The 14177-nt window shown below is 71.1% G+C and carries 11 protein-coding genes, 1 tRNA gene and 1 pseudogene; 2 read left to right on the forward strand and 11 right to left on the reverse strand.

The features are described from left to right. Positions 1 to 50: 50 nt before the first annotated feature. Positions 51 to 127, forward strand: a tRNA-Pro gene (locus AB0C66_RS23370). Positions 128 to 680: 553 nt separating this feature from the next. Continuing rightward, positions 681 to 1180 (forward strand): annotated as a pseudogene (locus AB0C66_RS23375) (aminoglycoside phosphotransferase family protein). 439 nt (positions 1181 to 1619) lie between these two features. On the opposite strand, the gene AB0C66_RS23380 reads toward AB0C66_RS23375, so the two are convergent. The 11 genes from AB0C66_RS23380 to AB0C66_RS23430 form a co-directional block, all read right to left on the reverse strand. Next, a complete protein-coding gene (locus AB0C66_RS23380; RefSeq protein ID WP_362441741.1) occupies positions 1620 to 1880 on the reverse strand; it encodes a hypothetical protein in 261 nt (86 codons plus the stop codon). 606 nt (positions 1881 to 2486) lie between these two features. Beyond that, the gene (locus tag AB0C66_RS23385; RefSeq protein WP_362441877.1) at positions 2487 to 4058 is read right to left on the reverse strand and encodes an ATP-binding cassette domain-containing protein; all 1572 of its coding nucleotides are present in this window, start codon (positions 4056 to 4058) and stop codon (positions 2487 to 2489) included. A gap of 56 nt (positions 4059 to 4114) precedes the next feature. Beyond that, positions 4115 to 4990, reverse strand: coding sequence for an ABC transporter permease subunit (locus tag AB0C66_RS23390; RefSeq protein ID WP_362441744.1), 876 nt, complete (start codon positions 4988 to 4990; stop codon positions 4115 to 4117). 65 nt (positions 4991 to 5055) lie between these two features. After that, positions 5056 to 6009 (reverse strand): ABC transporter permease, encoded by a 954-nt coding sequence (locus AB0C66_RS23395; RefSeq protein ID WP_362441747.1) that lies wholly within the window; start codon positions 6007 to 6009, stop codon positions 5056 to 5058. Further along, the gene (locus AB0C66_RS23400; RefSeq protein WP_362441750.1) at positions 6006 to 7619 is read right to left on the reverse strand and encodes an ABC transporter substrate-binding protein; all 1614 of its coding nucleotides are present in this window, start codon (positions 7617 to 7619) and stop codon (positions 6006 to 6008) included. The genes AB0C66_RS23395 and AB0C66_RS23400 overlap by 4 nt, the downstream gene beginning before the upstream one ends. Positions 7620 to 7668: 49 nt before the next feature. Continuing rightward, positions 7669 to 8493: a class I SAM-dependent methyltransferase gene (locus AB0C66_RS23405; protein ID WP_362441753.1), complete on the reverse strand. Its 825-nt coding sequence runs from the start codon at positions 8491 to 8493 to the stop codon at positions 7669 to 7671. Further along, a complete protein-coding gene (locus tag AB0C66_RS23410) occupies positions 8490 to 9800 on the reverse strand; it encodes an MFS transporter (protein ID WP_362441756.1) in 1311 nt (436 codons plus the stop codon). Before AB0C66_RS23410 ends, AB0C66_RS23405 begins: the two co-directional genes overlap by 4 nt. Continuing rightward, positions 9784 to 10845 carry a dipeptide epimerase gene (locus AB0C66_RS23415; protein WP_362441759.1) on the reverse strand — a complete coding sequence of 354 codons (1062 nt, stop codon included), beginning with the start codon at positions 10843 to 10845 and terminating at the stop codon, positions 9784 to 9786. The genes AB0C66_RS23410 and AB0C66_RS23415 overlap by 17 nt, the downstream gene beginning before the upstream one ends. Continuing rightward, positions 10842 to 11969: a PLP-dependent cysteine synthase family protein gene (locus AB0C66_RS23420; protein WP_362441762.1), complete on the reverse strand. Its 1128-nt coding sequence runs from the start codon at positions 11967 to 11969 to the stop codon at positions 10842 to 10844. The genes AB0C66_RS23415 and AB0C66_RS23420 overlap by 4 nt, the downstream gene beginning before the upstream one ends. Next, positions 11966 to 12856, reverse strand: a complete 891-nt coding sequence (locus tag AB0C66_RS23425; protein WP_362441765.1) for a DUF364 domain-containing protein — start codon at positions 12854 to 12856, stop codon at positions 11966 to 11968. Before AB0C66_RS23425 ends, AB0C66_RS23420 begins: the two co-directional genes overlap by 4 nt. Beyond that, entirely contained in the window at positions 12853 to 14109 is a 1257-nt protein-coding gene (locus tag AB0C66_RS23430) for an ATP-grasp domain-containing protein (RefSeq protein WP_362441768.1), read from the reverse strand. The genes AB0C66_RS23425 and AB0C66_RS23430 overlap by 4 nt, the downstream gene beginning before the upstream one ends. Between the last annotated feature and the right edge of the window lie 68 nt (positions 14110 to 14177).

Consider the following 14177-nt stretch of genomic DNA (forward strand, 5'->3'; position numbering starts at 1 on the left):
TTGTTCTCGTGCGCGGTCGGCAAGGGCGAGAGCCCAGGCCGAGCAAGCACCGGGACGTGGCGCAGCTTGGTAGCGCACTTGACTGGGGGTCAAGGGGTCGCAGGTTCAAATCCTGTCGTCCCGACCAGCGTTTTCGCAGGTCGGAGGCCGTTTCCGCGAATAGCGGGGACGGCCTTTGCCGTTCCCGGAGTGGGCTCTGGGAGTCATCTGGGAGCCGCCGTGCTCCCAACTCGCAGACGGGTCAATCCCGTCCGGTTTGTCTGTCAGTCGATCTGGTCGACCTAGTGCGCGGTACCGCGCAGCTGCGCGCTGCCGTCAACCGTAGGTCGCCGAGGTCACCCCGCTGGCATGGATGCCCTCGCCATCGAGAGGCGTAAGAGCCCCTTGGCCGCTCCCGACCCCGTTCCGAGGTGGGAGCACCATTCTTTGCTCCCCGTGCGACGGGACGGTGGGTGCATGCCACGTCATGGCAGCGCAAAGCCCCTTGGCTGTGGGCGGCATACGGGGCACTCCCAGGGCGTGAGCGCCGTGTCGGGTTCTGGGACGCCGTTGTGAGACAGCGAGTGAGGGCAGCTCTCCAGAAATAGTGTGCCAAGCGGTCGTCGGTTAAGAGCTGCGATCGCGTGGCTGCAGCTCGCTTGCGGCGCTGTGGAGTCGTGATTCGTCTAAGCGAAGGCTGAGTGATTCTCACCGTAGGTTGGGCGACTGCTCTGGTCCGGTTTGCTCGTCGGCTCGCGTTCACGGCGAGCGGTGGGAAAGCGGTAGACAATGATCGGCTGAGCGGCACACTGACCCGTGTGAAACGACTGGACGCCACCGCTTGGGACAGGGCCATCCGGCGGTGCGAGCGGCTGTTGGACACGGAAGCGACCACCGTGTTGCTCCACGGTGACCTGCACCTGGGCAACGTGCTCGACGGCGGCGCGGAGCGCGGGTTCATGGCCATCGATCCGAAAGCCTGCGTCGGTTATCCGTGCTTCGACGCCGTGGATTGCGTGGTAGCCGGCGCCGGGCTGGAGGGGTCGAGGCCCGCTGCGCGCGCGTGGCGGCAGCGTGCGGGCTCGATGGCGACCGGCTCCACGCCTGGAGCCAGGTGATCGCGGCGTTCGCAGCCATCGCCCACCTCGGTGACGGTGGTGAGGAACCGGTGATCGATGAACTACTCGCGTTGACCCGCTAAGGACACCCGCTACTCCCGGGCGCCTCATACCCCGCGCTCCGCTGGGGACGAAACACCCATCGCTCAGCCTTCGATGAGACTCTTCACCCTTCGGTGAGGCAGGACAAGTCGGTCGTGTTCTTTGGTAGAGCGGGGGTATCAAGAGCGAGCAGGCGCAGCTCGGCGTCAAGGTCAAGTCACCAAATACAGGAGTATTGACACCCTTCAGGGCTGGTCGGCCACCACCCGACGGTGCTGCGCTTGACCTGGAGCTTGATGAACACCTCACATGGCATCGGTTCGGTGTTTGGGCAGCTGCTTATCGTAGACCTTCTTGCCCACCGGGTCAGGGCCATGACGTGGTGTTCGCCCTTGCTCTCTAATTGACGTGGCTGTCAAGCACCACAGTAGCCCCGCCAAGCGAATCCCGGCAGGGCTGCGGCACGTCAATCTCTGAATCTTACTCTCCTGCAAACCGCAGAAATCGATGGGCTCGCAGCAGGCACTCGTGACACAGCATCACTAGCGTGTCTGCAAACTCCTCCGACACGATTTCCGGATTGACCCTCACTTCGGAAAGCTCTTCCAGCAAGGATTTCACTTGGAGCCGGTTCAGCACCGTATCCCCATACGGATCCAAGTGTCCCAGCATCGGATATCTTTTACGATCCACACCACTGAGAACTGGATCGAATTCTGGGTCTGCGGCAACGGATGTCACGAGATCCCCTTTGCCGGACCTTACGTCGACCCTAATCATCAGGGGTCCAAGTCACGAGGGAGTCCTGGATGCATGGTGATCAATTCTCCATCTATGCCATCACGAATGATTGTCTAGGTCTTCGTCGGGAGACCGTGACGGTCGGTCCCCACTATCTCTCGGGCGGTAATGAAGAACCGAATGTTTCCCGTGACGGCTTGATAATGACCGATGTGCCCGGCGCTCCCCGTGGCCAACTCCGCGAGGTCTGCGCCATCCTCAAACAGAGACTTATCGGAGTCCTTCGGGCTGCACGTCCGCCACGACGATACCCACCGGCAATGGAAGATCACCACCCGGAGCGAACGAAGCCACCCTGCTGGTCGCCGTGCTGCGCGTTGTGGACGCCACCATGGCCGACAGCGGGGTGGCTGACCCACAGGTCTTGACGAGTCGGCGCATCGGCTGCCGCCCAGGGCGTGTTCCGAATGTCCAGGTCACAGCCACTCGTTGATCTGCAACGAGAACGGCGCGACTTCTCCATCCGTCGGCACGACCCAACTGTCGGCGAAGCCCTCGACGCACCCAGACTCCTGCCCACGCATGCCCTCGGCGGCGTGCACCCGTTCACCGCCCCGTTCCCACCCCCAGGCGTGCCGTGGTCTCCATGAGGGAGACGGTGAAGGGATGCTCCGGTGTGGTCAGTACGCGTGGGGCCGCCCCCTGCTCGACGAGCTCTCCGGCGTCGAGGACCGCTATGCGGTGGGCGAGGGCCGCGATGTCCAGATCATGGGTGATGAGGACCAGAGAAAGGTCGTCGCCTTCACGCAGCAACTGGGCGAGGAGTTCCAGGAGGCCGCGGCGGCTGATGGTGTCGAGGCCGGAGGTGACCTCGTCGCAGATGAGGACGCGAGGCCGGGCGAGCAGGGCGCGGGCGAGGGCGGCGCGCTGGAGTTCGCCGCCGGAGAGCTGACCGGGACGCCTGTCGGCCAGTTCCTCCGGTAGGCCGAGGCGGGTCAGGGTGGTCAGGGCCTCCTGCCGTGCCGTGTTCTTGTCGGTGCCGCGCAGGCGTATCGCGGTGCGGGCGACCTGGTGCAGGACGGGACGGTGCTCGTCGAAGGCGGCGCGCGAGTCCTGGAAGATGTACTGCACGGCCGCCAGTTGTGCGCGGTCGCGGGTGCGCAACGTGCGGGGCAGGGTGGTGCCGTCCAGGGTGATCTCCCCTTCGTGGTCCCGGTGGAGTCCGGCCAGGCAGCGGGCGAGCGTGGTCTTGCCGCTGCCCGAGCGGCCGACGACGGCCAGGCATGTGCCGGGGTACAGGGTGAGTTCGGGGACACGCAGCACCGTGGTCGGGCGGCCGCGGGTGCCTCCCTCGCGGTGGCGGGCGGTGAGGTCGTGTATCCGCAGGACCGGCTCCGGCTCCCCGGGGCCGGCTGATGGGGTCGGTGGTGTGAACTCCGCGTGAGCGGTGAGCAGTTCGCGGGTCCACGGGTGGCGGGGTGTGCTCCACAGCCGTTCGGCGGGGCCCGATTCCACGATCCTTCCGGCGCGCATGACCAGGACGTCGTCGGCGAGGGCGCGCACCACGTTCAGGTCGTGGCTGAGCAGCACGACGGCGATGCCTCGTTCGGCGACGGCCGTCAGTTGGTCGACGATATGGCTCTTGGTCAGGGCGTCCTGGCCGGTGGTTGGTTCGTCGGCGACGATGACGCGGGCGCCGAGCAGGAGCGCCTGGGCGAGGACGACGCGCTGCTGCTGGCCTCCGGAGAGCTGGTGCGGGTAGCGCCGCAGCAGGGCCTCGCCGTCGGGGAGCTGGGCATCCGCCAGTGCGCGGAGGACATGTTCGCGGGCCGCTGCCCGGCGTCGGCCGCGGGGCAGGTGGCGCATCCGGGGGCGGGCGATGTCGGTCAGGAGGGCGGAGACGCGGCGGGCGGGGTTGAGGACGGCCGCCGGGTGCTGGGGGATGTAGCCGACCAGGCCCTCGGCGGCTACGCGGACGTCGCCGCCGATCCGCGCGCCGGGCGGATACTCACCGAGCAGGGCCAGGCCGGTGGTGGTCTTGCCGCTGCCGGAAGCGCCCACCAGGGCGATGACCTTGCCCGGCAGGGCCTTGAGGTTCACGCCGTCGACGATCGCCCTGCCGTCGAGCTGCACGCGAAGGTCGCGGATCTCGGCGACGGGCGCGGCGTCGGGGCCCATGGCCCAGGCGTCGGGGCCGAGGGGCACGGCGGGGGCTGTGGTGTGCTTCTCGTGGTTCACGGACGTGGCTCTCCTGCCCGGTTCCGGGTGATCCTGCTCCTCGCGCCCCGGCCGCGTGCGGGCCGTCGGCTGCCCGCGAGCGCGGCGTCGAAGAGGAGGTTGGTGCCCATCGTCAGGGCGACGATCAGTACGGCCGGGACGACCACGGCCCATGGCTGGACGAACAGACCGGTGCGGTTGCGGTCGACCATGACCGCCCAGTCGGCGGCGTCCGGCGCGATCCCGACGCCGAGGAACGCGGCCGTGGCAACCAGATAGAGCACGCCGGTCAGGCGGGTGCCGGCGTCGGCGGCCAGGGTGCGCAGGATGGAGCGCGCAACGTAGCCGACGGCCATGCGCCACCAGGTCTCGCCCTGCATGCGCAGCGCCTCGACCGCCGGGCGGGCGGCGGCCTCGGCGGCGGTGGCTCGCACGATACGGACCGCGTCGGGCACGTTGACCAGCGCGACCAGCAGGGCGAGGCCGACGGCGCCGGGGGAGAACACCGAGGCGACGAGCAGGATCAGCAGCAGCGACGGCACGGCGAGCAGGACGTCCAGGGGCCGGATCAGCAGCTCCTCAAGCCAGCGGCGGTGGGTGAGCGCGCAGACCAGGCCCACCGGGAGGGCGACGAGATAGGACAGCGCGGTGGCGGCGAGCGCGGTCAGCACGACCGGACGCCCGCCGTGCAGCACCTGTCGCCACACGTCCCGCCCCACGAAGTCGGTGCCGAGCCAGTGGCCGCCCCCGAGGGTGAAGGACGCGGCCCGCGGGCCCGGGGCCCCCGCGAACACCGGCCCGAGAAGAGCGAGCACGAGGGGTACGGAGACGACGGCGACGCCGAGCGCGAAGCGGCCCGAACGCCCCTTCGCCGCACGGCCGGGCAGCGGCATCGGGCGGACACTTGCGCCCCGGGTGCGCGACGGCCTCCGCGGGGGGCCCGCGACGGGAGGAAGGCTCACGCGGCCACCCCCGCCCGGGGCGTCAGCCGATGGGCCACCAGGTCCGCGCCCAGGTTGAGGAGGACGGTCAGGATGCCGAAGACGACGGTGAGGCCCTGGACGACGGGCACGTCCCGCTCGGCGACGGCGTTCAGCAGCACGGTCCCGAGGCCCGGGATCACATACAGGGCCTCCACGACGACGACGCCGCACAGCAGCCAGTCGATGGTGCGGGCCAACTGCTGGGTGGCGGGGGCGAGGGCGGCAGGCAGGGCGTGGGCGTAACGGATCGTGGCGCCGGAGACGCCGTAGCGCCGGGCCTGCGCCACGTACGGGGAGGCGAGCGCGTCGACCATGCCGGCGCGCACCAACCGGGACAGCGAGCACACCGGCCGGGAGAGCAGGACGAGCACGGGCACCACGAGCGCGGCCGGGTGGCCGAGCAGGTCGGTGCCGTAGCCCACGGCGGTCGGCGGCAGCCATTCCAGCCGGAGCGCGAGGACGGTCACCAGCAGCACTCCGAGGGCGAACTCGGGCACCGCGTACACGGCCAGCGTCACCGAGCTGACCAGTCGGTCGACCAGCCGGCCTTCGTACCGTGCGGCCAGCACCCCGAGGCCGAAGCCGACCGGGACGAGCAGCGCCACGGTGAGCGCGGCCAGCAGCAGGGTCGGCCCGAAGCCGTCGGCGATGTACGTACTGACCGGGCGGCCGGAGGTGAGCGAGGTGCCGAGGTCGCCGTGGAGCAGGCCAACGGCCCAGTCGACCAGCCGCTCGTGGGCGGGCCGGTCCAGGTGGAGGGCCTCACGGATGGCCGCGATGCGCGCGGGGTCGGGCTGGTCGCCGGCCAGCGCGACCGCGGCATCGCCCGGCAGCGCCTCGGTGAGCGCGAAGACCAGCACCACCACGGCCACGGTCTGCGCGACGCCGAGCAGCAGCCGCCGGGCGACGAAGGAGCGTAGTCCGCTCACGCGAGCCACACCTTGTCGAAGCGTGCCCAGTCGAGGGTGTTGGCGGGCGCCTTGGACTCAACTCCCCTGACGTTGCGCGCCGTTCCGAGGATCCAGTCGGCGAAGCCCCAGACCAGGAAGCCGCCTTCGGAGTACAGGCGGCGCTGCATGCGCTCGTAGACGCCCGTGCGCTCGGCCTTGTCCTTGGTGGACTGGGCCCGCTGGTAGAGCGCGTCGAAGTCCTTGTGGTGCCACTTGGTGGCGTTCGTGGTGGAGTCGGTGAGCAGCCGCTGGGAGATGTGGGCCTCGATGGGCATGGCACCGGAGCGGTAGGAGCACAGCGTGCCGCTGTCCAGGATGTCGCTCCAGTACGAGTCCTTGCTGCCCGTCTTCACCTTGATCGTGACGCCCGCCTTCGCGGCTTGGTCGCGGAAGATGCTCGCGGCTTCGGTGAACCCGGTGGCCACCGCCGAGGTGTCGAGGGTGACCTTCAGCTTCTCGGCGCCGGCCGCCTTCAGCAGGGCGCGGGCCCGGTCGAGGTCCTGTTCGCGCTGCGGGAGGCTGTCGGCGTAGTACTCGTAGCCCTTGCCGAACAGGTCGTTGCCGATCACTCCCGCGCCCGACAGGGCGCCGTCGATCAGTTCCTTGCGGTCGGCGATCAGGAAGAACGCCTGGCGCACCCGCTTGTCGTCGAAGGGGGTCCGGTCGGTCTTCATCGCGAACCCCTGCATGTCGCTGCCCCGGAGCCGGACGATGGTGATCTGCCCCTTGCCCTCGTGGGCGCGGGCGGTGGTGGGGTGGAGTTCGTGGGCGTACTCGACCTGTCCGCCGAGTGCGCTGACCCGGGCGGACTCCTCGTTGGCGATGACGAATTCGAGCTCGTCGAGGTGCGGGGCGCCGTCCCAGTAGTCCTCGTTGCGGCGGAAGACGGCCGATCGGCCGGGAGAGAAGGACACGAAGCGGAACGGGCCGGAGCCGATCGGCTTCTTGCCGAAGTCGGTGGCGCCTTCCGGCACGATGTACGCGCCGAACGCGGCCAGGATGTTGGGGAATTCGGCGGTGGGCCGCTTGAGGACGAATTCGATGCCCCGTTCGCCGGTGGCGCGGCTCGCGTCGAGGTCGATGGGTTCCAGGGACGCCTTGGCGCGGAACGCCTTCTTGGGATCGGCGATCCGGCGGTAGCTGTGGAGCACGTCCTTGGCGGTGACTGGCCGACCGTCGTGGAAGGTGGCCCTGCGGAGGGTGACCTGCCACCGGTCCAGGGTCTTGTTCGCCTCCCACTTCTCGGCGAGGCGGGGCTGGGCGGACAGGTCGGCGTCGTAGTCGGCGAGTTTGTCGTAGAGGGCCTTCGCGCGGGCGGCGTCGGCGAAGAGGCTGGTCAGGTGCGGATCGAGGGTCTCGCTCGCGCCGCCGCCGGCGAACGCGGCGCGCAGCCGTCCGCCGCGCCGGGGGGTGCCGGCGCTTCCGTCCCCTCCCGGGGTGTCGTCGGTGCCGCCGCATCCGGTGAGCGCGAAGGCGCCGAGCGATGCGGCGCCGGCGGCGAGGAAGCCGCGGCGGCGCAGACCGGGGAAGTGGTGCTCGTCCGCGTGATCGCCCAAGGGGGGAAGGTGGCGGGCGGGTTCGTCATGCATAGGGATTCCTCGGGGTGTGAGAAGTGGCGACAAGACGCGGGGGCGGCCCTCAGGAAGCCGAGGGGGCGGGCCCGGTGACGCGTGCGACCACATGGAGCCGGTCGGCGTCGGTCGTACGGCCGGGGGAGCGACCCTCGCGCCAGGGCGGCTCGGTGCGCGGACCCGGTCCGTCGTGCAGCTCCAGGACGTCGAAGCCGTGGGTGGCCAGGAGGTGGCGCAGCTCCTGCGGGAAGAGCAGCCGCCACGCGGAGCGCTGTTCCACGGGCGGGGATCCGTCGTCCGTGGTCCATACGCGGGTACGGCGCAGGAGCTGGGCCGTGCGGTCCACCGTGAGCGTGGTGGTGGATCGGTAGGCGGTGCCCTGCCAGGTGAACTTCGCGACCGTGGGTGCGTCGAGCAGGTCCGTACGGCCGAGGAAGTAGGCGCCGTTGCGCATCTCCGCGACGAGCAGTCCGCCCGGGACCAGGGCGCGCCGGCAGGACGACAGGAAGCCGTCGAGCTGGGCGTTGGTGTGGCAGTACAGCAGCGCGCTGTCCAGGCACACCACGGCGTCGGACACGCCCCGGCCCAGGTCGAACGCGTGCAGGTCGGCGCGGACGTACTCTGGGCCGGGGTGGTGTCCGCGGGCGTGCGCGAGCATCGCCTCGGAGAGGTCGGCCCCGGTCACCTCGCGGCCCGCGCCGTGGAGGTGGGCGGCGTCGCGGCCGGTGCCGCAGCCCAGATCCAGGACACGCCTTCCGGCGTCGTACCGGCGCAGGCAGTCCTCCGTCCATCGGCCGGCGAGCCGCTCGGGGTTGGGAAACCTGGCCTCGTACAGCTCGGGGTTGTCGGTGAGCAGATTGTGCGCGTCCGCGCCCGCCGTGGTGGTCGTCATGTCGTCTCTCTCGTCTCCCTTGTCATGCCGCGTCCGGTGTGGCCGGATGCCGTGGCCGGTGTGCCGGGCCCGTGCGTCGTCGGCAGCGAGCCCAGCCGGTGCAGCCAGGCCACGCCGACTGCGGAGGCGAGCCCGAACAGCGCGCAGCACACCCAGGGCAGCCAGTTGGCGTCGCTCCGCTCGCCGGCGTCCATGGCCCAGCCGACGACGGTGTTGCCGAGGGCGGCGGCGATGCCCGAGACCACGTAGAAGATGCCGAAGTAGGTGCCCGTCAGTTCGGGCCGGCCGAAACCGGGGACGAGTTCCATCACAAACGGCTGGGCGACCATCACCCCGAGGTAGAGCAGCAGGGCGCCGATCAGCACGGGCAGGGCGCGCAGTGCCGCGTCGGCAGTGCCGTCGGGGCCGCCGGAGCCGCCCGCGACCAGTGCGGGCGGCAGGAACGCCAGCGCCATCAGACCGAGCCCCGCGGCGATCCAGCGCGCCCGTGCACCGCTCACCTTCAGGGTGCTGGTGATGCGCAGCTGGAGCGCGAGATTGGCGAGGGTGCCGACGAGGAAGACGAGCCCGGCTGCGCCGTCCCAGCCGGTGGCCCGGCGCACTCCGTCGGGCAGCAGCAGATAGAGCTGGTTCTCCAGGGTGAACATGCCGACCATGGCGAGGGCGAATGCCAGGAAGGCGCGGTGACCGAGCACCTCGCGCCAGTCCTCGAGCACGGTGCCCTTGCTCGGCTCCACCTCGCGCGCGGGCAGCACCAGGGCTTGCGCCACGGTGAGGACCGCGAAGATTCCGGCGGCGGTGAGGGCCGAGGTGCGGAAGTCCACCAGGAGCAGCGCGCTGCCGAGCAGTGGACCGATCAACGCCCCCGTCGTGGCGAAAACGTTGAACAGGGCGAACGCCTCGGCCTTGCGCTCTCCCGCCTCCTGAGCGAGGTAGGCGCGCACGGCCGGGTTGAACAGCGCTCCGGCGAACCCGCTGAGCACGGAGGCGGCGATCAGGACGGAGAGGCTGTCGCCGAGCGCGAACAGCCCGAATCCGACCGTGCGCAGGGCGCATCCGGCGATGATGACGCCACGTGCGCCGAGCCGGTCGGCGGCCGAGCCGCCGATGATGAACAGGCCCTGCTGGCTCAGGTTGCGCACGCCGAGGACGATGCCGACGACGGCGGCGGACATGCCCAGGTTCTCACCGAGGTGGGTGGCGAGATAGGGGATGAGCAGGTAGAAGCCGGTATTGACGCCGAGCTGGTTGACCAGCAGCAGCTGGATCGCGAGCGGGAAGCGGCGCATTTCATGCCACGTCTGCACGGCTCACCTCCCGGGGCTGGACTCCGAGTCCGGGAAGGGTGTTCGCGCGTACGAAACCATCGGTGCCGCCGATGCCCGACCACGGGTCGTCGGCCAGCAGCAGGTGTCCGTCGAGGTCGGCCCAGTGGGCGCGGTCGGCGAGGTGGACGGCGGGTGCCAGGCCGAGGCTGCTGGCGGTCAGACAGCCGAGCATCAGCGCGGTGCCGCTGCCCTCGATCGCCTCGGCGATGCGCAGGGCGGCGTGCGCCCCGCCGCACTTGGCGAGCTTGACATTGACGCCCTGGACCCGTCCGGCCAGACGGCGTACGTCCTCCAGGTCCACGGCGTCCTCGTCGGCGATGACCGGTACGGGGGAGCGCTCGGCGAGGGCCCCCAGCGCGTCCGGGTGGCCGGGCGCGAGGGGCTGTTCGACGGCCTCGACGCCGAGTTCGGCGAACCGCGGCAGCAGGGCCATGGCCTGCGCCACGGTCCAGGCGCCGTTGGGGTCCAGGAGCAGCCGGACACCGGGTGCCGCGTCGCGGATGACGCGTACGCGTTCCACGTCGTCCTCGGGATCGGGAGTTCCCGCCTTGACCTTGAGGAGCTCGAAGCCGCTTGCGGCCAGGCGGCGGGACTCGGCCGCGGCACGGCGCGGCGAGGTGATGCCGATGGTGCGGGCGGTGGCGGCGACGGGAGGTTCCGGAGCGCCGAGGAGGCGGTGCACGGGGGTGCCCGCCCGCTTGCCGACGAGGTCGAGGAGCGCCGCGTCCAGGGCGGCGGTCACGGCCGGGGGAGTGTCCGTACCGGCCAACTCGCCCGCCCGCAGGGCCTCCAGGGCGCTCTCGGGGTCGCGGTGGCGCACGAGATCCGTGCCGACGGCCGCGAGGAGGCGTCGCAGGGTGGCGGCGTCGAGACCGTAGTAGACGCTGGTGACGGCCTCGCCGTGGCCGCTGACCCCGTCGTGTTCGACGCTCAGCCATACCGCGTCGCGGGCGGCCATCGTCGAGCGGGAGATGCGCAACGGCTCGGCGAGTCGCAGATGGATGGTGCGCTGACTGGCCTTCACAGGTTTTCTTCCAGATGGTGGTGGGCGGGGACGGCCTCCAGTGGGGCGGGCCCCAGCAGGTCGGCACGCAAGGGGTCGGTGACCCTCGTACATCGCGTCCAGCCGGTGGCCTCGGCCGCGCCGGGATGCGGGATCTCCACGGGCCGGGTGGCCGCCGTGGCCGGGTCGAGCCCGTGGGCGGCGGCGAAGTCGTCGTCGTAGACGCTGCCGAGGTAGCGGTGCGGGCCGTCGGGGAAGACGGTGGCGACGACCGCTCCGGGGTGGACACGGGCGGCCCAGGCGGCGACCAGCGCGACCGCACCAGTGCTCCAGCCGCCGCTGACGAAACTCCCCCGGGCGAGCCGCCGGCAGCTGTCCACGGCCTCCGCCGGACCGACCCAGTGGATCTCGTCGAAGGCGTCATAGGCGACGTTGCGCGGGTGGATGCTGCTGCCCAGGCCGCGCATCAGCCGGGGCCGCGCGGGCTGGCCGAAGATCGTGGAGCCGACGGCGTCGACGCCGAACAGCCGTAGCGCGGGCCAGTGCCGCCGCAGCGGACCGATGATTCCCGCGCTGTGGCCGCCCGTGCCCACGCTGCACACCAGGATGTCCAGGTGGTCGAGCTGGACGGCGAGTTCGGCGGCGAGCGAGGCGTAACCGGCGGTGTTGTCGGGGTTGTTGTACTGGTCGGGCCAGTACGCGCCGGGAAGTTCGGCGAGCAGCTCCCGCAGCCGGGCGAGGCGGGCGGCCTGCCAGCCGCCCCTCTGCGCCGGACGGTCCACCAGCTCCAGCCGCACTCCGTGGGTGCGCAGCAACTGCCGCATGGACGGCTCCAGTTCGCTGTCGCCGACCAGCACGACGGGGTGGCCGAGCGCCTGCCCGGCGAAGGCGAGCCCGATGCCGAGCGTGCCGGAGGTGGACTCCACCACCGGTGCGCCGGGCCGCAGCTCCCCGCGCTCGCGGGCGCCCAGCAACATCGACACGGCGGCCCGCGCCTTCATGCCGCCCGCCGCCATTCCTTCGAGCTTGGCCCAGAAGCCGGGGTGTGGCCCCGGCAGGTCGGAGGCGATGCGGACCACGGGGGTGCGGCCGAGCAGGGCGAGCAACTCCCGGCGGGCGGTGGATCGGACGGCTGTCGTGGTCATCGGGCACCTCCGGGGCGGTCGGCGCGGTAGCGGTGGACGGTGCCGGGGCCGCCGTCCAGCCAGAAGAAGGGGTACGGTTCGGCGCACACCGCGCTCACCCCGTGCCCCAGCAGCCGGGGCAGTACGGCGCTGCCGGTCTGCGCGAACAGCACCAGCCGCTTGCCGTGTCGCAGCGCGTGCTCCCGCAGCGGCTCGAAGGTCCCGTTGCCCAGGGTCATTCCGGAGACGAGCAGCGCGTCGCAGCGGGCGGCCGCGGCGAGCGCGTCGGTGACGACCGGCTCGTCCCACTCCGTCACCCCGCCCTTGAGGTCGCACGGCACATAGCCGATTCCGTGCGAACGGAGCGCCTCGAGAAGGGAGTTGACGACGCCGACCACGAGCACCGTCGCCCCCGGCGGCAGGTCGAGCAGCCCGACGACGGCCTCCGCCCGCGCCCGGGACTTCTCCAGCGACGTCCCGGCGGGGAGGGCGACCGGACGGGCCCCGTGCTCCGGGAGATGCGGGGTGACATGCATCAGGTAGGCGTCGAGTGCGGCCACGCGCACCGGGAGCAGCGGATGGTCCAGCAGCGTGGCCACATCGGCGCCGACACATTCCTCCACGGCGCTGTCGGACAGGGCGCCGGGCTCGACCGCGCACGAGCCGACGGCTCCGGCGAGCCGCAGGCTGAGCACCTCGTTGCGGTAGCCGGTGCCGCGTCCGTCGTGCCGTACGGCCTGCCGGGTGGTGAACGCCACGGCGATCCGCCGGGTGCGCGGGTCGGGCCCGAGTTCGCCGGCCCGGACACGCGTCACGAGATCGTCGTACGTCCTCACACGGGGAGCGGAAAGGGCCGGGGCGGAGTCGACGGCGGATATGCCGGAGGTGTCGGAGGCGGCGGCAGTCATCGGATCACCAGTCCGGACCGCACCTCGGCGAGCAGCGCCTCGACCCGGCCCCGGGCTCCGGCCCCCTCCGGGTCCCCGGCCATCACATGCCCGAGGTACTCGTTGTTGCTGCCCGCCGCCTTCATCTGCCTGCCGGGCTCCGCGAGCTGGACCTCCAGCACGCCGGGAGCGTCCCGGAGCCCCGCGCCGTCCAGCGAGCCGAGCGTGCCCGTGCGCTCCGGCACGAGGAAGCCGATGGCGGCGCTGCGCAGCCCGGTGTCCGTGCGCCGCAGATCGGGGGCGCGCCCCAGGGCCACGTCCACGCAGGCGGCGGCGAGGTCGATGCCGGTGACGTGGCGGACGAGTTCGGTGATGCGGTTCCCGGCCGGCCGCGGGTTGACCTCGACCACGCGCGGCCCGGCGGAGGTCAGCTTGATCTCGGTGTGCGCCACCACGCCGTCGGTCAGCCCGAGCGCCTTGAGCGCAGCCAGCGCGGTCTGCTCGGCGGACTCCGTGTCGCCGACCGTCAGCGCGGCGGGGAACATATGCCCGGTCTCGATGAACGCGGGCGCCCCGCCGACGCTCTTGTCGGTCACGCCCACCACATGGACCGCGCCCCCGTGCGAGACCGTCTCGACGCTCACCTCGGGACCGTCCAGCAACTCTTCGAGCAGGACCGCGGGCGTGCGTCGCTGGCCGCGCGCGTTGACCGGGAAGTCGGCCAACGCACGGCAGGCGACGGAGAGTTGCGCCTCGTCGTCCACACGCCGCACGTACATGCCCGCACACAGGTCGACGGGCTTGACGACCAGTGGGTAGCCGATCTCGCGTGCGGACCGGGCGATGTCGGCCCACTCCTCGTGCACGGCGAAGCGGGGCCCGGGCACCCCGGACTCGGCGAGGACGCGGCGTGTGGCGTCCTTGCGGCAGGCGTCGCGGACCGCCTCGGGGGCAGGGCCGGGCAGGCCGAGGTGTCCGGCTATCCGCGCGACCGTCGGCAGGTAGTAGTCGCAGGACGTGAGCACCCCGTCGAAGCCGAACACCGCGTGCAGCCGCTCGGCCTCCGGCAGCAGCGCCTCGGTGTCATTGGTGTCGGCAGTGAGCACGTTGCGCGCCCCGAGCAGCGGGTGCGCCGTGCCCTCGGGGGCGGAGCGCAGGTAGTGGTGCAGGTTGCGGGTGAGGAAGGTGAACTCGTGCCCACTCTCGCGTATCGCCCGTGGCAGCAGTCTGCTCATTGATCCGACCCAGCTCTCTACCACCAACAGATGAGCCACAGCTCCCCTTTTCCAGTCGTGTGGGATAACGTGGCGGCCACGCTATCGATAATAGTTTTCATTGTCAT

The sequence above is a fragment of the Streptomyces sp. NPDC048636 genome (assembly GCF_040650655.1).
Classification (GTDB): domain Bacteria; phylum Actinomycetota; class Actinomycetes; order Streptomycetales; family Streptomycetaceae; genus Streptomyces.